Below are 23390 nucleotides of genomic sequence, written 5' to 3'. Positions count from 1 at the left end.
ATGAAAATTAAAAATAAAATATATTTATTCTCTACAGTATGGTTACTACTTATTTTATTAATTATTAATAGTTCAATATATTTTTTGTTTTATAAAGTGACTACGAATGGAGAGTTAGAACGATTGAAACGTGAGGCAATACATATCATTGATGGAATGAATGCGGATTCAGCAAAGAAAGTAGATGCAATAAGTCTATTGCAACCATACTTACCTTCAAATGGTATGATTAGAATTATTAATGAAAATTCAAAGGTAATGATTAGGCAAGAAGTGGATAGTACAAAACCAATTCCAGCATTAAATACGAAATTTGAAAGAAAAGAGTCAGCTGGAATTTATGAGAAGAACGAGGGTAAATTTGCCTATATAAAAATACCAATCATTTGGAATGATGGGAAAATCGTTTCGTTAGAAATGACAGAACGTTTAGATAGTTTGCAAGAGAATTTAAATATGTTAAAAAATGTATTAGTTATTGCATCACTTCTCGTTTTAATTCCGTCTTTTTTTGCAGGAAGAATGTTAAGTAAGCTTATTTTAAAACCTGTAAATTCTTTAATACAAACTATGGAGCATATACAAGTTAGAGGGATATTCAAAAAAATACCGCTTGAGAACAAGTCAAAAGATGAACTTCACAAAATGGGATCGACATTTAATAAAATGATTGATTTATTACATCAGAACTTTGAAAAGCAGCAACAGTTCGTTTCAGATGCTTCGCATGAATTAAGAACACCGTTAACAGTTATTGAAAGTTATGCGAAATTATTAAAAAGATGGGGAATGAAAAAACAAGATGTTTTGGAAGAATCTGTAGAAGCGATTTATTCAGAGGCAGTAAGAATGAAAGGTATGACGAATCAAATGTTGCTTCTTGCAAATAGTAGTGCTGAGTGGAGTTTGGAGACTAACGAATCAGATTTAGTCCGATTATGTCAGGTGACTGCTGAGCAGTTAGAAAAAACATATGCTCGGAATTTTCGTGTTATAACAGATGAAGAAAAAATTGTTGTAAATATTGACGAACAAAAAATAAAACAAGTATTAGTAGTTTTATTAGATAATGCAATGAAATACAGTAAAGATTCTATAGATATTATAGTAGGAATACAAAAAGAAAAAGTCTTTTTTTCTATTCAAGATTACGGTATGGGAATTCCTAAAGAAGATATACAGAAAGTATTTGACCGTTTCTTTCGAGTTGATAAAGCGAGGAGTAGGGAAACAGGGGGGACTGGTTTAGGTTTATCGATTGCCAAACAAATTATTGATGCTCATGAAGGAGATATACAACTTGAAAGTGAAGAAGGAAAATGGACGAAAGTTACAGTAAATTTACCTCATTTTTCATAAAGAGATAGGAGCTTTAAACATGAAAAAGAAATGGAAAATTGCATTGTTAGTTTGCTTCACGGTTGTAAGTGTAGCGTTTGTATCACAACGTATTGTTTCTAAGCAAGGAGAAACAATATTATCTGAGAAGCAAATTCAAAGTATTGTTTCTGAACAGTATCCTGGAAAAATTAAAAGTATGAAATTAATAAATAAAGAGGAACAAGATTTTTATAAGGTAAATCTTCTAAATGAACAAGGCTCATATGAAATAATAGTAGATGCCAAAAATGGAGAGATAAAACGCGCAAAAGAAAAATCATTAAAAAGTAATACAATAACGAAAGAGAAAGCGGAAGAAATGGCGCTACAGAAAGTACAAGGTGAAATTAAACATACTATATTAGAAAAGAGAAATGAGATAGAAGTGTTCGTAATTACGGTAGAAACAAATGATAAGCAAAGTAAGATAGTTGAGATTGAAAAAACAACTGGTCAAATTCAATTGTTAGAGAAACCGATGACAAAAGTTACAGAAGAGCAGGCAAAAGAAATTGCAGTGCAGCAAGTGCCAGGGAATGTAAAGGGAATTAGGCTTGAGCAAAAAAATGAAAAAAATATATATGTAATAGAAATAGAGAAAAATGCAAATGAGAATGTAATAGTAGAAATTGAAGAAACTACAGGCGCTTTTATTGGTACTTCACAAATACAAAAAGTTATAACAGAAGAGCAGGCGAAAGAAGTTGCGTTACAAAAAGTACAAGGTGGATTTATTGAGAAGGTAAGTATAGTTGATATAAATGGTACGGCTACCTATCAAATTATAATAAAAAAACAAACAGAAACGGTTGATGTAAGGGTACATACAATAACAGGAGAAATTATATCAACTACATCAGTAAATAACACTATTCAGCAAAAGGAGTCATCGCAACAACAAGATGACGATGATCAAGATGATGATGATGAAGGATAATGACAACAATAAACGGATTCTCATCAAATTTTAATGTTCCTCACAGATTTCTTTCATTTTAACATTTTAGTATGTAAGTAAGAAAGAAATGAAGAGGAGGAATATGAAATGAAATTATGGATTGGAATCGTAATGGTGCTTTTCATTGCTGGAGGGACAGCATATGGTGTGAATGCAATGGAACATGAAGAAACGCGATATGAAGAGAGAGAAGAAAAAAGTTACGAAAGTAAAGAGCTTAGTCCAGAAACAGCTAAACAAATTGCAATTGAAAAGGTAAATGGAGTTGTAGAGGAAATTGATGTAGAACGTATGGACGATAAGGGGGTATATGAAATAGAGGTAGAAACAAACAAAGGTGAGGAAGAAATATATATTAACAAGAAAAACGGGAATATTATAGCGGAAAAGGAATTTGAATTTATTAAAAATGAAGATGAAGATGATGACAAAGGTGAAGACGATATGGAGTATGATGATCTAGATGATTAATAACATCGCCCTATTGTACAAAATTACAACGGAACATTCTTTTCGAAAAAAATTAACATATACCTTGACAGTTACCAATATAACCGATATACTTCATATTAATTTCAAAAGAAAATATATTCTAAATATTAAAATGCGTTGAATAGGAGTAGTAAGGTCATGTATTTGTACAGAGAGCTATGGGTTGGTGTGACATAGTCAAATGACATCCTGAACTCGCCTAGGAGCAGTAAGGTAGAACGGAATCACATTCTTAGTAAATCTTAACGGTTAACCTTCGATATTAGGTTTGTAATCGAACGATTACTACTAAGGTGGATTCATAATGGAATCAATAAGGGTGGTACCGCGTTAAGCAAATGGCTTAGCGTCTCTTTATATAAAGAGATGCTGAGCCATTTTTTATTTTATAGAAAAAGAAATGGAGGGTTTATTTGGATAGGTTCATAAAATTTATTTATTTATATAAAAAGATTTAATTAGGAGGAAAATAAGATGAAACAAACGGAGCAATGGACTTCGAAATTAGGTTTTATAATGGCTGCAGCAGGATCAGCAATTGGACTAGGTGCAATATGGAAGTTTCCTTATATCGCCGGGAAGAGCGGGGGAGGGGCATTCTTTTTAATCTTTATATTATTTACTGTATTAATTGGATTACCACTACTTATAGCTGAATTTATGATTGGACGTAGCACGCAGAAACAAGCAGTTGGCGCATTTAAAAGTATTGCACCAAATACAGGGTGGCACTGGATTGGACGCCTTGGCGTAGGAACGTGTTTTATATTACTTTCGTTTTATAGTGTTGTAGGTGGATGGGTATTCATTTATTTATTCAGAGGAGTAACTGGACAACTTATTACTCCAGGACAAAATTACGGTGCGTTGTTTACTGAAACAATTGGAAATCCCGCTTGGGCTATTTTGGGACATTTCGCTTTTATGTTCATTACGATTTGGGTTGTATCAAAAGGTGTACAAAACGGAATTGAAAAAGCAAGTAAATATATGTTACCAGCGTTGTTCGTTTTATTTGTGGCTCTTATTGTTCGTTCATTAACACTTGATAATGCGATACAGGGTGTGAAGTTTTTCTTGCAACCAGATTTTTCAAAGATTACTTCAGAAAGTATTTTGTTCGCAATGGGCCAATCATTCTTTGCGATTAGTATCGGGATTTCTATTATGGTTACGTATAGTTCCTATTTAAATAAAAAAGAAAGTTTACCAAAATCAGCAATAACAATTGTTGGATTGAATTTATTTGTTTCATTATTTGCGGGTCTTGCTATTTTTCCGGCCGTATTTTCATTAGGAATGGAGCCGACAGAAGGGCCTGGATTATTATTTATCGTATTACCATCAGTATTTAGTCAAATTCCATTTGGTGGTTTTTTCTTAACAGTATTTCTTGCACTATTTACATTTGCGACATTAACATCGGCATTTTCTTTACTAGAGACAGTTGTTTCAGCATTAGCAAATGGAGAACAAGAAAGAAGAACAAAGTTATCATGGATGATCGGTTTCTGCATTTTCTTAGTAGGTATACCATCAGCTTTATCATTTGGAGTATGGAGTGATATTACGATTTTCGGAAAGAATATTTTTGATGCTGTAGACTTCTTATCTAGTAATATATTAATGCCACTTGGTGCACTATTCATTAGTATTTTTGTTTCATTCAAAATGGAAAAGAAGGTGCTAGAAGCAGAGTTTTTTGTAGGTGGTAATTATGGAAAGAAAGTATTTACTTGTTGGGCGTTTTTACTTCGATTTGTAGCGCCGCTCGCAATAATTATCGTCTTTTTAAATGTAATAGGGGTTATTTAAGAATAAATGTTATAATATTCAGTAAAAAAGGTGATGTTTATGGCCGATTTGATAGAAACAGGTAAATACATGAATATTAGAGGGAAAAAGCTATACGTTGAAACGCATGGAGATCCTAAAAATAAACCAGTTCTATACTTGCATGGTGGACCGGGAGAAAGTTGCTATGATTTTTCATTTCATCAAGCGGAACGTTTAAAAGATTCTTTATATGTAATTATGATAGATCAAAGAGGTGTTTGTCGCTCAGAAGAAATTACTGAAGACGAAGCTTTTGGATTAAATGATTTGATTGAAGACTGTGAGGAATTAAAAAAAGTATTACAAATTAAGAAGTGGTCTATAATTGGACACTCTTTCGGTGGATATTTAGCATTGCTATATGCGTCGATATATCCAGGTTCAATAAAGAAAATAATATTTGAAGGACCAACTTTTGATTTTGCATTAACAAGCAGGGCTTTGTTGCAAAAGACAGGGCATTTATTAAAAAAGTATGGAAAAGAAGAAGTAGCAGAAGAATCTCTTGCTTATTCATCTAGCAATGCGAGTTCAGAAGAGTTGCTAGAAGCTTATATAAGACTAAGTGATGAACTAGAAGAAAAAAGAATGGAGATTTACAATTATAAGGAAGATGGGACAGATGAGAGTTTATATAGTGATGAAGAGTGGGAAGTATTTTCAAATCGCTCCAAGATCCATTTTGATAAATTAAAATTAGAGGGAGCATGTCATACGTCATTATTATCTAAAATAAAAGATGTACAGAATCCAATGTTATTAATAGTAGGAAAACATGATGTAGTAACGTGTGAAAAACAAATTGAAATATTTAATAAAGATGCTCGAAACGGCAAGTATATCGTATTTGAAGAGAGCGGTCATTCACCTCATTATGAGGAAGCAGATAGATTCGCAGAAACAGTCATACATTTTTTGAAATGAAGAAAAGGGTGCTTCTCTTAATAAGAAGCATCCTTTCTATATTTCTGGATATGTGATTGTAATGCTAGGCCACTTACTTTGCCAATTCTTTTTAATAACTCTATTTTTGTACATATGTAATCGTTCTTTCGATTCAAGAAAATGAGCTGTTGGTCTCACTTGTAAGGAAAGTACATCTTCTATCCCGCACGGAGCTGTTAATATAACATTGCTTTTTTCGTCTAATGTAACTCCTAAAGACGTTGCTGTTTCAGGGAACTTAGAAATAGCATCAACAGAAGAAGAATACGGTGGCATATTATTTACTACATGCATACGGGCTTGATTCTTTACAGACCAAGGGATAGCAGCATCCATATTCATTAATTTCGTTTCTAATGATTGTTCGTATATCTCATCTTTATGTAGACTATCATAATAAATCACATCAACATCAGGCATAGTCGTTTTAGCTTCATAGTTATGTAAAGTATCCCAAATTTTAGAACGAATAAATCCGGCACAAATCCACCAATCAGGTAATTCTAGTGATTTTGCTATTTGTAATACATTCATCATCCATTCGTCGTTTTCTATTAAGCGAACTATATCTTGCTCTGTTTGTATTTTCATTTGTTATCTCACCTTCTTTTTTAGAGAGTGCATTAATTCATAAGCTTTATAATCCATTTAATCCAGTAAGCACCTGGTATGAATAACAGTTGAGCTAGTAATGTACCAAAAAGTCTAGAAATCATTAGCCAAGCATACATTTTACTCATCGCTTCAGCACCTTCTTCTGATTGAAGAGCGCGCTCTGTTAAAAGAGCAATACGTGGATCTAATAGCACTGTTAATAAAATAGTAGCAAAACCATTAATAAGACCAGAAGCTGTAGTGGCTTTTGTTGCGAAAGCTGGAATTAAAAAAGAAGCATATAATGCGGAAAGAACCCCCGCTGTATAAATAGCAGTAGCAAACATGTTAATAAGCATAATACGTTTTGGAATACCACCGATACGCAGCCTATGAATCATTTCGAACTTTGGAAACCGTACATATTTTTTTGTGTACTTTAATTTTTGAATGTTATTCGTCTTCATCATTCGAATGAATGAACCATCTGTTTCAAAATTTTGAATGACGTATCCAAATAGTTTTGTCAAAGTTGGATATAGTATAATCGCAAGCAACGTACCAATAGAAGCCGATAATAGAACGAGTCGCATAATATTCTCTAAATCAATAGAAGAATCTAGTTTTGCTTCATCGACAATCCCGCCAAGTAAAAAGGCTTGTAGTAAGTTTGACGTTCTTGAAATGAGTAACACGATTCCTACGACAGATAATGCAACAGCAATCTTCTTTAAACGAACGCCTGCTAAGCGAATACTATAAGAGCTTGTTTCAACTGCGTGGATTACAATTGTGAAAGCCATTATAAAAATTAACGTAATTGCCATTTGTTTCACCAGTTTCTATTAAAATAATTGTAACTTTTTTACTTTATCATATCTATTACATTTTGTAACTGAAAGTATGTGACATAGGAAAAGTAATTTTTCAGAAAAAAAGATAATGATAGTATTATAATAGAAGGGAAAGAGGGGAAATCTGTTATAGGTTACTTATAAAGTAAAACGAGTGGGGGATTGAAACGTGTATACAACATATTTATTTGATTTAGATGGAACATTGACGGATCCGAAAGAAGGGATTGTCAATTCAGTATTGTATGCATTAAAAAAGGTTGGCATTGAAGAATTACATATAAGTGAGTTAGATTCATTTATTGGTCCACCCATCCAGCAATCATTCGTAGAGAGATATAATATGAATGAAGGAGAAGTTGAACGAGCTGTTTTTTATTTCAGAGAGTATTTAAAGCAAAGTGGATTGTTAGCGAATAATATATACGAGGGTATTCCAATTCTTTTAAAACAATTAAAAGATACAGGCAATCGTTTATTTATAGCAACTTCAAAGCCTACTATTTTTGCTGAACAAGTTATAGAGCATTTTCAACTAACGAATTATTTTGAAGATATCATTGGAAGTAATTTAGATGGTACGAGAATAAAAAAAGAAGAAATCATTGCTCATATTTTACAAACAAATGAAGAACTTAATAAAGAAGAAATTGTTATGATTGGAGATAGAAAGCACGATATAATTGGTGCGAATCAGAATGGAATTGCATCAATCGGCGTTTTATATGGCTATGGTAGTGAAACAGAATTGACTGAAGTGGGTGCAACTCATATCGCAATTGATGTAAAAGAACTACACCATCTTTGTTTAGAAAATAGTTTGATTAAAAAGTAAATATAGAGACTAAAAATCCCTTTATAACGTACGATGATGAAATCGTTTTTTGTTTAAAGGGATTTTTCATATGTAATCGAATACTTATAATTAGACATTTTTAGCATGAAAAATTTGTATGAATAAGAGGAGTGATGTCAGAATCAAAAGATTAGTAGTAAAAGTTTATCAATAATAATTTGAATTTTCTGTTTAAAGGAGGGTTATAATTGGAGCTAGTTATTATATTATTAGCACTTAGTTTACTTATGTTTGTAGCATATAGAGGTTTTTCTGTAATTTTATTTGCACCAATATTTGCATTATTTGCGGTATTTTTGACAGAACCTAGTTTTGTATTACCTTTCTTTTCGAATATTTTTATGGAGAAAATGGTAGGTTTTATTAAACTATATTTTCCTGTATTTTTACTTGGGGCAATATTTGGGAAGGTAGTAGAAATGTCAGGGATTGCGGACTCGATTGCAAAGACAATTATAGAGTTAGTTGGTGAAAAACGTACAATATTAGCGATTGTATTAATGGGTGCTATTTTAACGTATAGTGGTGTTAGTGTGTATGTAGTAGTGTTTGCTGTATATCCGTTCGCAGCTAAATTGTTTCGACAAGCGAATATTCCAAAACGTTTAATCCCTGGAACAATCGTGCTTGGAGCGGTCACGTTTACGATGGATGCGCTACCTGGATCACCACAAATTCAAAACGTAATACCTACAACGTTTTTTAAAACAGACATTTATGCTGCGCCAATACTTGGTATTGTAGGGGCAATTTTTGTTCTTACATTAGGTTTACTATATTTAGAGAGTAGACGTAAGAAGGCGAAAGCAGCTGGAGAAGGATATTATGGTTTTAACGATGGAAATACTGAAATGGCAGCTTCTTTACAAGCAGAACAAAAAGATATGCCGTTACTGAAAAGCCTTGAAATTACAAGAGCACAGCAAGTAATTGCTTTTATACCACTTATTTTAGTAGGTGTAATGAATAAAGTGTTTACTATTATGATACCGAAGTGGTATCCGAATGGTTTTGATTTTTCTGCAATTGGTATGAAAGCATTTGGAAAAGTAGAATTAAGTGCAGTAGTTGGAATCTGGTCAGTAGAATTGGCACTTATTATAGGTATAGTAACAACATTATTATTATATTGGAAACGAGTCGTAACAGGATTTCAAGCTGGATTAAATACAAGTATTGGTGGGGCGCTACTGGCAACGATGAATACAGGAGCTGAGTTTGGATTCGGTGGTGTCATCGCAGCACTTCCAGGATTCGCAATTATGAGAGATGGCATTTCTGCCACATTCACAAATCCTCTTGTGAATGGAGCAGTAACGACGAATATTTTAGCTGGTATTACAGGCTCTGCATCAGGAGGAATGGGAATTGTTTTAAGTGCAATGGGTGATAAGTTTATTGCAGCGGCCAATCAATTCGATATTCCATTAGAAGTAATGCATCGTATTGTGTCAATGGCATCAGGAGGAATGGATACATTACCACATAACGGGGCTATTATTACTATTCTTACAGTAACAGGTTTAACACATAAACAGTCATATAAAGATATTTTTGCAATTACTGTTTTGAAAACGGTTGCTGTGTTTTTAGTTATTGCATTCTATACAGTAACAGGAATTTATTAAGTCGATATATTATGAACTAAAATATTAATTAGGGTAAGAAGGGGTGGAGTACTTGCAAGAAGTTGCTGAGTTTCGTATGCCGAAGTCTGTATTATATGGAAGAAATTCTCTTGAAAAGCTGTGGGAACAATCTAAGAAATTCGGGAAAAGAGCGTTTATAGTTACGGATACAATTATGGAGGATTTAGGATATGTTGAGAGGTGTATACAACAATTAAATACGAAAGGTATAACTGTTATTACATATAATAAAGTAAATGCTGAGCCTACAAATATACACGTGTTAGAGGCGTTAACTATTTGTAAAGAAGGAAAGTGTGATTTTATAATCGGTCTTGGTGGTGGAAGTTGTATTGATGCAGCAAAAGCAGTTGCGGTGTTATATACAAATGGCGGAGAAGTGGAAGATTATGTCCAAAAGGATAGGGAAATAGACAATGATCCGCTACCACTTATTGCAATCCCAACAACCTCTGGAACTGGATCGGAAGTAACAAGTGTAGCAGTAATTACGAATAAACGAACAGATGTAAAAATGATGATGAAGCATCCGAGTTTTACCCCGCAAGTAGCAATTATTGACCCAATTTTAACACGTTCGGTACCACCTCACATTACAGCAGCAACAGGGATAGATGCTTTATGTCATGCAGTCGAAGCATATATTTCTAAAGTTTCACAATCACTTACAGATGTATTAGCTCTTTCCGCTATTGAAAGTATTATGAAATATTTACGTATTGCATATGAAGATGGAGAGAATATGGAGGCAAGAGAAGCGATGATGATAGCGTCCTTACAAGCTGGAATTGCATTTTCTAATGCATCTGTTACATTAGTTCATGGCATGTCGAGACCAGTAGGAGCATTATTTCATGTACCACATGGTATATCGAATGCAATACTATTACCTACAGTTTTAGAGTATACAAAAGGTAGTGCGGTAAAAAGACTAGCGGAAATTGGCCGCTGTTTAAATAAAGATTTGTATTCCTATTGTGATGAAGAAGTAGCCGACTACACGCTGGGGGAAATAAAAAAACTTTGTTTTGATCTTCATATTCCAAATTTAAAAGAATACGGAATTGGTGAGCTTGAGTTTGAAAAAGCTATTTCTAAAATGGCGTCAGATGCAATTGAAAGTGGAAGTCCAGCGAATAACCCACGTGTGCCATCATATGATGAAATTAAACAGTTGTATCGAGAATGTTTTCATTATAAATATGAAGATTCAATAAAAACATTAGGGAATTAATTCCAGAATATTCTTATAAAATTTCCTTGGAAATAGTTAAAACAAGGCTTTATATTTCAAACGTAAAGTCTTGCTTTATTATGTATAATATACATAATAAAATGTTGTAATTAACTTTAAAAAATAGTGTAAGGTAGGTGTAAGTTAATGAAAACGATAGGTTTAATTGGTGGTATGAGTTGGGAATCAACTGCTGAATATTATCGAATCATAAATGAAGAAATAAAAAGTAGATTAGGTGGGTTACATTCAGCTAAATGTTTAATTAATAGTGTAGACTTTGAAGAGATTGAACGATATCAGTCTAGCGGTGATTGGGATAGTGCAGGAGAAATTCTAGGGAATGCAGCATATTCATTACAAAAGGGAGGAGCAGATTTTATAATTATTTGTACAAATACAATGCATAAAGTAGTTGAGAAAATAAAGGAGAATATTCATATTCCAATCTTACATATTGCTGATGCAACTGCAAAAGAAATTAAAAGAAAAGATATTCAAACAGTTGGTTTGCTTGGAACTAAATATACAATGGAGCAAGATTTCTATAAGTCACGTATTGAAGAGAATCATATAAAAGTAGTGGTACCATCAGAAAAGGATAGAGATAAGGTAAATGAAGTAATATATACAGAATTGTGCTTAGGAAAGATAACATCTCAATCTAGAGAGTATTATAAAAGAGTTATAGAAAATCTAATACAAGAAGGGGCCAAAGGAATTATTTTAGGATGTACAGAAATAGGATTATTAATTAAACAGGAAGACGTATCAGTTCCGATATTCGACACAACCCGTATACATGCAGTTGAAGCAGTTCATTTCGCCTTACAAAATAGATTATAATTATATTATGTAACCTAGTTCGCGTATGTGGAAAACATTCAGAAAATATTTTATAATGTAAGTGGTTACATTTAAGGGGGAATGCGTATGTTTTCAGTTCAGTCAATCGCATTTGTACATAATGAAAGAAAGGAAATAAAAGATGATGAGTGGGGAGAAGTAAGATCCTATATTACTTTAACGGAAATGTATACAGAGGAAAGTATACAAGGGATTGAAGATTTTTCTCATATTGAAGTAGTTTTTTATTTTCACAAAGTAACTGATGAACAAATTCAATATGTTGCTAGACATCCTAGAAATAATCATGATTATCCTAAAGTAGGCATTTTTGTACAGCGCGGGAAAAATCGTCCGAATCGCATAGGAGCAACAATTGTAAAGGTAATTAAAAGAGAAGGTAAATCAATTATTGTTGAGGGGTTAGATGCTATTGATGGCACCCCTATATTGGATATAAAGCCAATAATGAAAGAGTTTATGCCGAGAGAAGAAATTGTACAGCCTAAATGGGCAACGGATATAATGAGACAGTATTGGAAGGGGAATGGAGTAAAATGAGAATATATGAGGCAACAATTGCAGATTTAGATGGACTAGCATCAGTTTTTAATAACTATCGTATGTTTTATAGACAAGATTCCGATATAGAAGGAGCAAAAGTATTTTTACGAAATCGAATGGAGAGAAAAGAATCCGTTATTTTCGTGGCAGTTGAAGACGGTGAATATATTGGGTTCACACAATTATACCCATCATTTTCTTCTATTTCGATGAAAGAATTATGGATTTTAAATGATTTATTTGTGCAAGCCGCTAGGCGCGGAGCAGGAACAGGAAAAAAATTATTAGAAGCTGCGAAAGAATTTGCCTTAGAAAATGGTGCAAAAGGTGTAAAATTACAAACAGAGATTGATAATTTATCAGCGCAGCGATTATATGCTGAAAATGGATATTTGAGAGATAATCGTTATTTCCATTATGAATTAACGTTTTAAATAATAATAGATTAAAAGAGGCGCTTTCATTTTGAAGGCGTCTCTTTTAATTAGCATTATAGTTGATTTAAAACCCAATTTGTCGCATCTTCAAAGTTTTCTGCAATGTAGTTTGGTTCAATATGTGCCCACTTGTCTCGGTACGTATGTAAAGCGTCGTATCCAGCGCCTGTTCGTACTAAAATTGTTGTCGCATTCACTTTTGCTCCCGCAACAATATCAGTCCAGCGATCACCAATTACAGCACATTGTGTTAAATCAAGCCCATGTTTTTCCGCTGCTTGTAGAAGCATACCTGTACTTGGTTTCCGGCATTCACAACCATCACTGTGTTTGTGAGGACATACGTAAATATCATCAAAACCGAAGCTTTTTAATTCTTGTGAAAAATCGGCTATAGTCGCTATCTCATCCGCGATACCTGGTTGATTTGTGAAAGAGAAAATTTTTATATGATTAGCTTTTAATTTTTGCAGTGATGCTTTTGTAAAAGGAAATAATGTAAATGATCCTGGATAATGTATTGTAGTGTCGCCGCCAATTGTACCGTCACGATCAATGAAAATTGCTTGAATGTTTGCCATAGTTATAGTCCTTTCCATTAAAAAGTAGTTTAAAAATGTTTTACAAATCGATAGCCATTTACTTCATATCCTAATTTTTTGTAAAAAGGATGAGCTTCTACTCTTTTTGTTCCACTAACTAGCCATGTGCCAATGCAATTATGCTTCTTTGCTAATTGCTCTGCATAATCCATTAATATGTGCCCAATGCCTTTTCGTCGTATTGTAGAATCAACGCTAATAATTGAAATTTCTCCATACCGAGTTATATCTTCTAAATTTTCACGTATACGAAACCCAAGTAATCCAAATATAGTTTTTTCTTCCTCATAAACATATAAAAAATCAAAAGGACTCATTTGTACGAATTGCAATCGGTTGTTCATATCCTCATACGAAATAGAGGAACCTTTTAGTTCTGTTGTTAAAGAGCAAAGTGCATCTATATCGTTTATCGTAGCTTCACGAATTTGAAAAGACATATTATCCACTCCAATAAAATGTAATCAAATATTTATTATTCTGTTTAAAAATGTTTTTTCCTGCTAGGAAAGTAAATATTTTATAATGATATATAGATAGTTATATGTTATTCTTTTCCTTGTTTGTATTGGAAATGGAAAGAAGGGGAATGTATGTTAGAAGTAAATATCCGCTCTGCTGGATATGAAATAGGTGAAAAAACAATTCATGATATCGCTTTTTCTATTGAAAAAGGTGAATTAGTTGCTCTTATTGGCGCAAATGGTGCCGGAAAAAGTACGACGATTAAAACAATGCTAGGGTTGCTTGTAAATGTGAATGGTGAAATATCATTTGGTGAAAAGAAAAATCCGTATGCATACGTACCAGAACATCCAACTTATTATGATTATTTGACGCTCTGGGAACATATTGAATTATTAATGGCTGCTCGAGGAAACGAAGTAGGAAGCTGGGAAAGGAAAGCGGAAGAGTTATTACATCTGTTTCGAATGGATAAGCATAAACATGAGTATTTATCAAAGTTTTCTAAAGGTATGAAACAAAAATCGATGCTTATATTAGCGTTTTTAACAGAACCAGATTTTTATATTATTGACGAACCTTTTATCGGACTAGATCCAGTGGCTACGAAAGAGTTTTTAAGTTATTTATATAAAGAAAAAGAACGCGGGGCAGGAATTTTACTTTGTACGCACGTATTAGATACAGCTGAAAGAATTTGCGAAAGATTTTTACTCATCTCACAAGGTACATTAGTCGCAGATGGCCATTTAGAGGCAATTCAAACGTTAGCAGAAATGCCAGGAAGTTCATTATTAGATTGTTTTGATGTAATCGTAAGGCGTGAACAGCATGATTAAAAAACAATTTTATAAAAGATTACGCCATGAACTAGGGCGGAAATGGAAGTCTATCCGGTCGGTAACAGATTGGACAGTCGCATTATATATTATTATTCCAGCATTTATATTTATGGGAATCTATTATCGATCACTCTGGATAAACGAATTATCAATGGAAGAGATAATTTATTTTGGATTAGGTTTACTAGCATTTTATCTAGTAACATATACGAGAGGAGTTCGTTCATTTTTTGAACAAGCGGATAGTTTATTTTTAATTTCGTATCCCGCTCACATGCAAAAATTAATCCAGTATGGCATGACATATACGTTTATTCGAATAGCGATAACGAATGTAGTAGTTGTTGTTGCTATGTTACCAGTGTTGATGAAAAGTATTGGAGTGACGAAGATACAAGTCGTATTATTTTGGTTATTCTTTACTCTATTTCGATGTATGTTGTCGTTATTAACGAGATATATTCATGTACGTGTGGGGAAAGGCTGGCTACTATGGATTATAAAAAATGTAATATTTTCTATAAGTCTATCCTTTTTGGGAATGAGCCTGTTTCTTATTTATAAAAATCCATTTTATTCTATACTATGTATCGGTCTAGTAGTTTTTCTAATTATCGCATTGATAAAAGAAAAACTAAATTATAGAAATTCCTTTTTTAAAGAAGTTGAAAAAGAAAAAGAAGAAAGTATGCGCTGGACGAGTGGGATTATGCAAGTTGGTGGTCATGCAGCTAAACCGAGTAGTTCGAATAAAAAGCCGTGGATGTTTCCACGTTCTAAAAAGTTTTTAGGGAAGAAAACTGATGATCGTATTGTTGAATCCTTTTTGAAAGAATTTTTCCGTACAAGTAGTGCACGAATATTTTATATTCCAATTGTATGTATAAGCGCGATAAGTATTGTTATGAGTCCTAGGTGGATTGCAGCTATTATTCTTGCATTTGCTTTATTTGCAATTTCCCGCTATGCACGCGATTATTGGGCTGAATTTGCGAAAAAAATGTTTCTTCATTTATATTGTGATGAAGGCAAATTACTATTGTTAAGATGGAAGGCAGATCGCTATTTATTACTTCCAGTAATCCTTTTATATGGAATAATTATCCTTTCTTATTTTTATTTATTAGCAGCTGTAATTGCCGGGATTATTTTTATAGTATGGATTGGTTGGATTGTATTTTTACCATAAAAAAAGAGCCGGAAAATGGCTCTTTTTCTAATCTGTCACACATTGATAAATAAAATATACTAAAACGAGTATGCTTGCGGCGGAATACATGACATCTAAAGTCATCGGATCTCCTCCTCATTGTTGTTGTTGTATTTTATTGTATGAAATCTTACAATTCCATATTCAAGTGAAAAATATGTGAACGTTAACAAAATTGTAAAGTGCAAAAATTACAATCATTTTGTATAATAGAGGAAACGACCGTTATATAAAATATAATGAGTGAAAGGGGAGGAAACATACATGCCAAATTGGTTTAGAAAAACCTTAGTCGCATTAATTACCGTATTTACATTTGGTTTAGTGACGCCTCCTTCCATATTGCTTGATAATGCCAAAGCTGCGGACAAGCCTACAAGCACAGCTGGGCAACAAAATTTGGAGAGTACGTCCTATACATATGAAGAAACGAATGACAGGTTAACCACCGATACTTTTATTACTTACGCAATGCAAGAAGCAGAGAAGCAGTCGATGCAAAAGTTTGGCACTAAAATTGGTCCAGTAATTGAAGATGAGTTTAAGGATGTAATATTACCGAAAATTGAAGAGGCAATTGCTGAACTAGCAAATGATGTGCCAGAAGAATCGCTACAATCATTAGCGATTTCTCAAAAACCAGCGGGTGGAAATAATGAAAAGATTTTTCACGTTTACGATACGAAAACAGGAAATGACTTATTGCGTTTCCACGTAAGAAGAGATCATCCACCGCAAGATGGTTATTATTTTAATTTCCACTATCACCGTTTTGATGATGGGTACTCAGGACATCATGAGTTAGGAAATATTTATTGGAATACGAATGTGCCGCCAAAATGGCTTTCTTAAAAAGAACGAGAGAAATCTTGTTCTTTTTTTATGTTTATAGAAGGGTAAGACAACTATGTTGTTGAATAAGATAGGTTTAGAAAAAAGAAGTAAAAGGAGTATGGGAATGCAAAAATATATTGTTTTTGACTTTGATGGCACATTAGTAGATTCACAAAATATATTTGTACCAATTTATAATCAAATTGCTAAAAAGCACGGATATAAAACGGTAAGGGAAGAAGAAATCGAGTATTTACGCAAGTTAACGATGCCAGAGAGATGTAAACAACTCGATGTACCGCTGTATAAACTACCAATATTAGCGCTGGAGTTTTATAAATTGTATCAACCTGCCATAAAAGATCTTATTTTGTTCCATGGGATGAAAGATGTATTAGACGAACTACATAAAGAAGGCTACGGAATTGCAGTCATATCATCGAACTCAGAGGAGCATATTCGTGCGTTTTTACACAATAATGGTATAGAAAATATACAAGAAGTGTATTGTTCTAAAAATTTGTTCGGTAAAGATAAAATGATTAAAAGGTTTTTAAAATCGAAAAAGATAACGGAGAAAGATATATTATACGTTGGTGATGAACAGAGAGATGTAGCGGCTTGTAAAAAGGCAGGGGTGAATGTAATTTGGGTATCTTGGGGATATGATGTCATTGAAACAGTGAAAAAAGATGCACCAGATTATATGGTTAATACACCTATGGAAATTGTACAAGTAGTACAAGGGGCGTATTCTTAATATGAATACACTTCGAGCAGGTATTCATCATATTGAATTTTGGGTAGCGAATTTAGAGGAGTCCATTTCTTTTTATGATATGTTATTTTCTATAATTGGCTGGAGAAAGTTAAATGAAGTAGCATATAGCACAGGAGAAAGTGAAATATATTTTAAAGAAGTAGATGAAGAAATTGTAAGAACTTTAGGACCAAGACATATTTGTTACCAAGCTATTAATAGAAAAGTAGTTGATGAGGTAGCAGAATTTCTTTCTAGCACGAAAATAAAGATAATACGTGGTCCGATGGAAATGAATCATTATTCGGAAGGGTACTATACGATTGATTTTTATGATCCGAATGGGTTTATTATAGAAGTGGCGTACACACCAAATGTAGAAATGTAAGGAGGAATATACATGAAAACAATTACAACATGGCAAAACAATATACAAATAGTAAAAGATGCAGCGAATATTGAAGAAATTTCTAAAGGTTTTTCACCTGATAAAAAATATATAGTTACAACAATTGATGATGAAAAATATTTGTTACGGATTGGCGATATACAAGAGTATGAAAGAAGAAAAATAGAGTTTCAAATTTTAAATGAAATGGCAAAACGTAACGTACAGGCACAAAGGCCGATTGAAATAGGTATATTGGAAGAAGAAGGTGTATGCTATAGTATTTTTTCATATTTAGAAGGGGAAGATGCAAAGAAGCTATTGCCTACGTATTCACCAAAAGAACAATATGAAATTGGTATAGAGGCAGGAAAAGATTTAGCAAAAATGCATACATATGAAGCTCCTAAGGATTTACTTCCATGGTATGAAAGAGCAATGAAAAAACATCAAAAATATGTAGAGGCATATAAAACGTGCGGAATAAAAATAAAAAATGATGATAAAATCATTAAATTTATCGATGAAAATGAAATGTATTTACAAAACCGCCCAAATCGATTTCAACACGATGATTTTCATTTAGAAAATATAATTGTACGGGATGGGAAATATGTAGGGGTTGTTGATTTTAATGGTTATGATTGGGGCGATCCACTCCATGATTTTGTAAAAATTGCACTATTTGCAAGGGACATTAGTATCCCATACTCAATCGGACAAATAGAAGGATACTTTAATGGTATAATACCAGAGGAGTTCTGGAAGTTATATGCTGTGTACGTTGGCATGACAGTTTTCTCTTCAGTTGTCTGGACATTACGAGCAGCACCGCATATGTTAGATGATACGTTAGAGCGTCTTACTATCGTTTTAGAGGATCATAAAGACTTTGAGCTATTAAAGCCAATTTGGTTTCAACCAGAAAAAATGAATATGAAATAGAAAAGGTAGGTGTGATTCACAGCTACCTGTTATTTTTTTATCATTCTTCGTTTTGAAGTGGATGTAATATAGAGACGGTCTTCGTATCTTTTTACTTGAAAGCCAACACTGTTAAGCGGTTGATTGTTAGAGATCATTTTGAAAAACATATGATTATCTTTAAAGTCTAATAAGTAATCATGTACAATCTCAGTAAATTGTACTGGTGTTAGTTCTCCTTGCTTCTCTAGTTTCTCGATTGTCTGTAAATAAGTAGTGGGATCGTCCCATCCTTTCTTATCTATACAACCTGAATAATCGTGATGAGTAATTGAAATAACTTCTTTGAAAATTTCTGTGTATATAGCTTTCCCTCCTGGTAATTCAAATAGTTAAATAAAGGGATTCTTTATTCAATGCTTAAAATCCTTTATTTGGATGGGGATTGTAATGAAAAATAGAGGGACGTGTTATCATCCCTCTATTAAAACTTTATTTAATTTTCTTAAATGCAAGCGGCTGAGTACTTAACATAGCTGGTACATGTAACTGAAGGGATGGAAATTCACCGTTCACATTCATTTCATATGCAAATAATAGATTCATCTTCATTTGGAATAAGTCAACTTTTGCAGAGAAGATGTCGTAATGATGATGGCCCAATTGAATGTCCATCTCCATAAATTGTACAAATAACGAATCATCTTGTTTGTGTACTTGTAATGTTCCGTATGCAGGATGTTCGAAAGTACCAGTGTAATCCTCTAATTTGTGAGAAGGTGTAGTCCCTTTAATTTGTTCTGGAACGGATTCGGTTGCTTCTTTCATCATTTCCTTCATTTTTTCCGTATCTTCTACAGCACGTTTATGCCAATCAATGGTTTCTAATTCAAGCAGTTCGTCATAAATTTGATTAGCAAGATAAGTAGGCAGTAATGTGCCTCCAGCATTCGTTAAAATGACAAGGCCGATGTTTTCTTTTGGTATGAAAGAAACAAGCGCTGAAAATCCATCAATATTACCACCATGATGAATCACCTTATTACCACGATAAGCGCTTATAAACCAACCAAGGCCGTAACTATTTAATGGAGATTCAGGAAGTGATAAAACTGGTTGATCTGGAATTGAATTGTGTGGTGTATACATTTGTTGTAATAATTCAGAGGAGATTAATTCATGATCTCCAAATTTTCCATTGTTTAAGTGAAGAAGTACCCAATTTGCCATATCTTCAATTGTAGAATTAATACAACCAGCAGCGCCAACGGTATCGATGTTGCGGAATGGAACTTCTTTTATTTCCCCATCATTTTCAATGTAAGGTAAAGCATAGTCTTCTGTCGTTTGTGAATCGGTAACAGAGAAGTTTGTATGTCTCATATTTAAAGGTTCTAAAATATGTTCTGTAGCGTATTGCTCCCACGTTTGATTTGTGATGTTCTCTACAATATAGCTAATTGTCGCATACATTAAGTTGTTATATAGAAATGAAGTCCGAAACGGTGCATCAAGTGGTAAATGTTTTATTTTTTCAACGAGATCTTTTCGAGATAAGGAAGAGCTATACCAAAGAGCCTCATGGCGGCTTACGCCAGTTCGATGAGAAGCTAAATCTCGTCCGGTAACTTGTGAGCTAGCAAGTAGTTCAGATAAAGAGAAGTTTTGTATATAAGACTGGACAGGAGCATCCCAATTAAATTTTTTTTGCTGCGCTAATAAGCTTAATGAAAGTGTGCCAAAAGCTTTCGTTGAGGAACCGATTGCGAACAAAGTACGCGGTGTAACAGGGGCTTTTGTCTCTAAATTACGATAGCCGAAACCTTCTGAAATAATCATTTCACCGTCTTTTATAACAGCTACAGCAGCTCCCGGAACGTTTAAATCCTTCATCATTTTTTCAACCGTTGTTTGTAAAGAAGCCATAACAGGGGTTTCAATTTTAGACATACTTCTAACCTCCAAATATAATTTTTGTTCTACCGCACTATACTTTCGGTAATAGAAAATGAAAACCTTTTTAATTATGGAAAGTTAATAATTTTGTAAGGATGAATAAAATTATTATTTATTTAGAATTTTATTTTTATTATAATTAATTTAAATTAAAATTTAGAAAAGACGGTGAAGAAGTGTGCTAACAATAAAGAAATTGCTCTGTGATAATAAAAATAATCCGATAGGTATAGATTCGAAAGTTGTTAAAATTAGTTGGCAACTCGAGTCGAGTAACCGAAATGTAAAACAACTTGCGTATCAATTGCAGGTTGCGAAGGATAGAGAGTTTAAAACTATAGTATTTGATTCGCAGAAGGTAGAGACAGATCAAAGTTTATATATACCAATCAATTCGTTTTCATATAGTAGGGAAACACGCTATTTTTACCGAGTGAAGGCATGGGATAATCATGAAGAAGAGTCGTCTTGGTCAGAAGTAGCATTTTGGGAGACTGGATTACAAGGGCAAGATAATTGGAGCGGGAACTGGATTGCTGCGAAAAAAGAGCGCACGCAAGTTATGTCTTTTCATAAAAGTTTTCCTATTAAAAAAATAGTTAAAAAAGCACGTTTATATATTACAAGTTTAGGGTTATACGAGGCTTCTATAAATGGAGAGCGTATTGGAGATTATTATTTTACCCCAGGATGGACAAGTTATGATAAGAGAGTGTTGTATCAAACGTATGATATAAAGCATGTATTAAAGATTGGTCAAAATGATATTTCTGCAATGGTAGGAAATGGATGGTACAAAGGGCCGATTACCATGCATCATGTACGTAATTATTACGGGAGAAGGAGAGCGATAATTGCTCAAGTACATATCACGTATAAAGATGGAACGAAAGAAAAAATTGTAACAGATGAATCATGGAGAGTAACTCCAAGCCCTATTTTGTATTCGGAAATTTATGAAGGAGAAGTTTACGACGCTAGGCTAGAAGAAAGTGAACAAGTGCTAGAAGATGTTGAAGTAATTGAGCATTCCAAACAAATAATTGTTGCACAGGAAAATGAAGCGATTCGTAAAGTGAAAATTATAAAACCAATCGCTATTTCAAAACTACCAAATTACGAATGGCTTATTGATATGGGGCAAAATATGGTAGGTTGGGTTCGGTTTAAAGTCCGTCATGTTTATACTGGACAAAAGATAGAATTGCATCATGCTGAAATATTAAATAAAGACGGTAGTTTTTATAATGGGAATCTTCGCAAGGCAAAACAAAAAATAGTGTATACAGCAAAAGGAGAAGAGGAGGAAACGTTTGAACCTCATTTTACATATCAAGGTTTTAGATATGTAAAAATAAGTGGATTAACTCAGCCGCCTCAAATAGCAGATTTTGAAGGGTGTGTATTACATACAGATATGGAAAAAGCGACAGCATTTGAAACGTCTAATCCATTAATCAATCAACTTCATCATAATGTGGAATGGTCTCAAAGAGGGAACTTTTTTGATGTGCCAACAGATTGTCCGCAGCGAGATGATCGACTTGGATGGACCGGAGATGCACAAATGTTTATTGGGACAGCTACACAAATTATGAATGTCCAATTGTTCTTTAAAAAATGGCTTCAAGATTTATCACTAGACCAAAATGAAAATGGAGCTGTACCTTTAGTTATACCAGATGCATTTGGGAAAAGGGAGGATTTTGATCTGGATACTTCTGGAGGTTGGGGTGATGCAGCTATTATTTGTCCATGGGTTCACTATTTGCATTACGGAGATGTATCGATTTTAAAAGAACAATATGAAAGCATGAAAAAATATATAGATTACATACGTTCACAAGGTGAGAATGAGTATATATGGGATACAGGTTACCATTTAGGGGATTGGCTTGCATTAGATACAAAACCAGATGTATTTGAAGGCGGAACAGACAAACACTTTATTGCGACGGCTTTTTATGCATATTCTACAGCGCTTTTACGAAAGGTTGCTGAGATTTTAGGTGAAAATACAGATGCTAAGTTTTATGCAGAGCTACATGGAAATATTGTTCAAGCGTTTCAAAATGAATTCGTTACACAGAATGGTAGGTTAATTTCAAATACACAAACAGCCCACATATTAGTACTTCTTTTTGAACTAGTGAAAGATAATGTGAAGGAGAAAGTATTTAATCGATTAATTGAGCTTTTAAAAGCAAATAAAAATCATTTAACAACAGGTTTTATAGGAACACCGTATCTAAATGTAATATTAAGCAAGTTTCACCGTCATGATCTTGCTTGTAAACTTTTATTTCATGAGGATTATCCATCTTGGTTATATCAAGTTAAAAAAGGTGCCACAACGATTTGGGAACATTGGGATGGCGTAAAAGAGGATGGAACACTTTGGAATGATAGTATGAATTCTTACAATCATTACGCATATGGCTCTATCGTTGAGTGGATATACCGTTATATTGTTGGATTAGAAGTGGATGAAACAAAACCAGCATATAAACATTTTTATGTACAACCACATTTTGATTCGAATTTAGAATGGATTAGAGTAAAACGTGAGACAGCTTATGGGGAAATTAAGGTTGAGTGGCGTGTAGAAAATGAACAAGCCTTTCTACAGATTTTTGTACCGCCAAATACAAGAGCTACATTGCGGATAGACGAAACGCACTGGAAAGCAGAACATAACATTGAAAGGGATTTAGGATCAGGCGATTATAAATTTACCTTTTGTAAAAATATAAAGGAGTAGAAT

Annotated in this window: 23 protein-coding genes, 2 pseudogenes and 1 other annotated feature; of the genes and pseudogenes, 18 read left to right on the top strand and 7 right to left on the bottom strand. The window is 33.5% G+C overall.

Features of this window, described 5'->3' with window-relative positions; translation table 11 throughout:
* The 5 genes from AC0L0O_RS13985 (at position 1) to AC0L0O_RS13965 (ending at position 5590) form a co-directional block, all read left to right on the top strand.
* Positions 1 to 1359, top strand: a complete 1359-nt coding sequence (locus AC0L0O_RS13985; RefSeq protein ID WP_000694900.1) for a sensor histidine kinase — start codon at positions 1 to 3, stop codon at positions 1357 to 1359.
* A 19-nt stretch (positions 1360 to 1378) separates the two neighbouring features.
* On the top strand, positions 1379 to 2317 hold the full coding sequence (locus tag AC0L0O_RS13980; protein WP_473785819.1) for a PepSY domain-containing protein: 939 nt from the start codon (positions 1379 to 1381) through the stop codon (positions 2315 to 2317).
* Positions 2318 to 2425: 108 nt separating this feature from the next.
* Complete coding sequence (locus AC0L0O_RS13975; RefSeq protein WP_000780498.1) at positions 2426 to 2809, top strand: PepSY domain-containing protein; 384 nt, start codon at positions 2426 to 2428, stop codon at positions 2807 to 2809.
* A 129-nt stretch (positions 2810 to 2938) separates the two neighbouring features.
* Positions 2939 to 3187: a binding site (T-box leader), on the top strand.
* Between the two features lie 117 nt (positions 3188 to 3304).
* Positions 3305 to 4645, top strand: a complete 1341-nt coding sequence (locus AC0L0O_RS13970; RefSeq protein ID WP_000814522.1) for a sodium-dependent transporter — start codon at positions 3305 to 3307, stop codon at positions 4643 to 4645.
* Between the two features lie 39 nt (positions 4646 to 4684).
* Positions 4685 to 5590, top strand: coding sequence for an alpha/beta fold hydrolase (locus AC0L0O_RS13965; protein ID WP_000774251.1), 906 nt, complete (start codon positions 4685 to 4687; stop codon positions 5588 to 5590).
* A gap of 36 nt (positions 5591 to 5626) precedes the next feature.
* On the opposite strand, the gene AC0L0O_RS13960 is transcribed toward AC0L0O_RS13965, so the two are convergent.
* Together AC0L0O_RS13960 and AC0L0O_RS13955 are read right to left on the bottom strand one after the other, a co-directional pair.
* On the bottom strand, positions 5627 to 6202 hold the full coding sequence (locus AC0L0O_RS13960) for a nucleotidyltransferase family protein (protein ID WP_000701717.1): 576 nt from the start codon (positions 6200 to 6202) through the stop codon (positions 5627 to 5629).
* 32 nt (positions 6203 to 6234) lie between these two features.
* Positions 6235 to 7032, bottom strand: a complete 798-nt coding sequence (locus AC0L0O_RS13955; protein ID WP_001018765.1) for a lipid II flippase Amj family protein — start codon at positions 7030 to 7032, stop codon at positions 6235 to 6237.
* Positions 7033 to 7228: 196 nt separating this feature from the next.
* On the opposite strand from AC0L0O_RS13955, the gene AC0L0O_RS13950 reads away from it, so the two are divergent.
* The 6 genes from AC0L0O_RS13950 (at position 7229) to AC0L0O_RS13925 (ending at position 12642) form a co-directional block, all read left to right on the top strand.
* Complete coding sequence (locus AC0L0O_RS13950) at positions 7229 to 7894, top strand: HAD family hydrolase (protein ID WP_428888750.1); 666 nt, start codon at positions 7229 to 7231, stop codon at positions 7892 to 7894.
* A 209-nt stretch (positions 7895 to 8103) separates the two neighbouring features.
* Positions 8104 to 9543, top strand: coding sequence for a GntP family permease (locus AC0L0O_RS13945; RefSeq protein ID WP_000424312.1), 1440 nt, complete (start codon positions 8104 to 8106; stop codon positions 9541 to 9543).
* Positions 9544 to 9595: 52 nt separating this feature from the next.
* The gene (eutG, locus tag AC0L0O_RS13940; protein ID WP_001158518.1) at positions 9596 to 10798 is read left to right on the top strand and encodes an alcohol dehydrogenase EutG; all 1203 of its coding nucleotides are present in this window, start codon (positions 9596 to 9598) and stop codon (positions 10796 to 10798) included.
* 147 nt (positions 10799 to 10945) lie between these two features.
* The gene (locus AC0L0O_RS13935) at positions 10946 to 11644 is read left to right on the top strand and encodes an aspartate/glutamate racemase family protein (protein WP_000848553.1); all 699 of its coding nucleotides are present in this window, start codon (positions 10946 to 10948) and stop codon (positions 11642 to 11644) included.
* Positions 11645 to 11731: 87 nt separating this feature from the next.
* Positions 11732 to 12205: an SAM-dependent methyltransferase gene (locus AC0L0O_RS13930; protein WP_000493269.1), complete on the top strand. Its 474-nt coding sequence runs from the start codon at positions 11732 to 11734 to the stop codon at positions 12203 to 12205.
* Positions 12202 to 12642 carry a GNAT family N-acetyltransferase gene (locus AC0L0O_RS13925; RefSeq protein WP_001223857.1) on the top strand — a complete coding sequence of 147 codons (441 nt, stop codon included), beginning with the start codon at positions 12202 to 12204 and terminating at the stop codon, positions 12640 to 12642. The genes AC0L0O_RS13930 and AC0L0O_RS13925 overlap by 4 nt, the downstream gene beginning before the upstream one ends.
* 56 nt (positions 12643 to 12698) lie before the next feature.
* On the opposite strand, the gene AC0L0O_RS13920 is transcribed toward AC0L0O_RS13925, so the two are convergent.
* Positions 12699 to 13226, bottom strand: coding sequence for an HAD-IIIA family hydrolase (locus AC0L0O_RS13920; protein ID WP_001284184.1), 528 nt, complete (start codon positions 13224 to 13226; stop codon positions 12699 to 12701).
* Positions 13227 to 13255: 29 nt separating this feature from the next.
* Complete coding sequence (locus AC0L0O_RS13915) at positions 13256 to 13687, bottom strand: GNAT family N-acetyltransferase (RefSeq protein WP_000009791.1); 432 nt, start codon at positions 13685 to 13687, stop codon at positions 13256 to 13258.
* A gap of 153 nt (positions 13688 to 13840) precedes the next feature.
* Between AC0L0O_RS13915 and AC0L0O_RS13910 the strand changes: the two genes are divergently transcribed.
* From AC0L0O_RS13910 to AC0L0O_RS13885, 6 genes are all read left to right on the top strand, one after another.
* Complete coding sequence (locus AC0L0O_RS13910) at positions 13841 to 14551, top strand: ABC transporter ATP-binding protein (protein WP_000895239.1); 711 nt, start codon at positions 13841 to 13843, stop codon at positions 14549 to 14551.
* Positions 14544 to 15743: an ABC transporter permease gene (locus AC0L0O_RS13905; RefSeq protein WP_473785818.1), complete on the top strand. Its 1200-nt coding sequence runs from the start codon at positions 14544 to 14546 to the stop codon at positions 15741 to 15743. The genes AC0L0O_RS13910 and AC0L0O_RS13905 overlap by 8 nt, the downstream gene beginning before the upstream one ends.
* A 285-nt stretch (positions 15744 to 16028) precedes the next feature.
* Complete coding sequence (locus tag AC0L0O_RS13900) at positions 16029 to 16616, top strand: YpjP family protein (RefSeq protein WP_001134414.1); 588 nt, start codon at positions 16029 to 16031, stop codon at positions 16614 to 16616.
* A gap of 106 nt (positions 16617 to 16722) precedes the next feature.
* On the top strand, positions 16723 to 17358 hold the full coding sequence (locus AC0L0O_RS13895; protein WP_149282994.1) for an HAD family hydrolase: 636 nt from the start codon (positions 16723 to 16725) through the stop codon (positions 17356 to 17358).
* Position 17359: 1 nt separating this feature from the next.
* Positions 17360 to 17746: a VOC family protein gene (locus tag AC0L0O_RS13890; RefSeq protein WP_001094656.1), complete on the top strand. Its 387-nt coding sequence runs from the start codon at positions 17360 to 17362 to the stop codon at positions 17744 to 17746.
* 12 nt (positions 17747 to 17758) lie between these two features.
* On the top strand, positions 17759 to 18691 hold the full coding sequence (locus AC0L0O_RS13885) for an aminoglycoside phosphotransferase family protein (protein ID WP_411501282.1): 933 nt from the start codon (positions 17759 to 17761) through the stop codon (positions 18689 to 18691).
* A 32-nt stretch (positions 18692 to 18723) separates the two neighbouring features.
* Here the strand turns inward: AC0L0O_RS13885 and AC0L0O_RS13880 are convergent.
* The 3 genes and pseudogenes from AC0L0O_RS13880 to AC0L0O_RS13870 form a co-directional block, all read right to left on the bottom strand.
* Positions 18724 to 19035, bottom strand: a pseudogene (locus tag AC0L0O_RS13880) (S41 family peptidase); the annotation flags it as partial.
* Positions 19036 to 19162: 127 nt separating this feature from the next.
* Positions 19163 to 19498, bottom strand: coding sequence for a DUF3471 domain-containing protein (locus tag AC0L0O_RS13875; RefSeq protein ID WP_407707266.1), 336 nt, complete (start codon positions 19496 to 19498; stop codon positions 19163 to 19165).
* Positions 19499 to 19618: 120 nt separating this feature from the next.
* Positions 19619 to 20596, bottom strand: a pseudogene (locus AC0L0O_RS13870) (serine hydrolase domain-containing protein); the annotation flags it as partial.
* 208 nt (positions 20597 to 20804) lie between these two features.
* Here AC0L0O_RS13870 and AC0L0O_RS13865 point away from each other — a divergent pair.
* The gene (locus AC0L0O_RS13865; protein WP_411501283.1) at positions 20805 to 23387 is read left to right on the top strand and encodes a family 78 glycoside hydrolase catalytic domain; all 2583 of its coding nucleotides are present in this window, start codon (positions 20805 to 20807) and stop codon (positions 23385 to 23387) included.
* Positions 23388 to 23390: the final 3 nt, after the last annotated feature.

It is taken from the genome of Bacillus sp. GS3m_15504 (assembly GCF_055825275.1).
The sequence above is the reverse complement of the archived record's forward strand: the minus strand, read 5'-3'. Positions and strand labels throughout refer to the sequence as shown.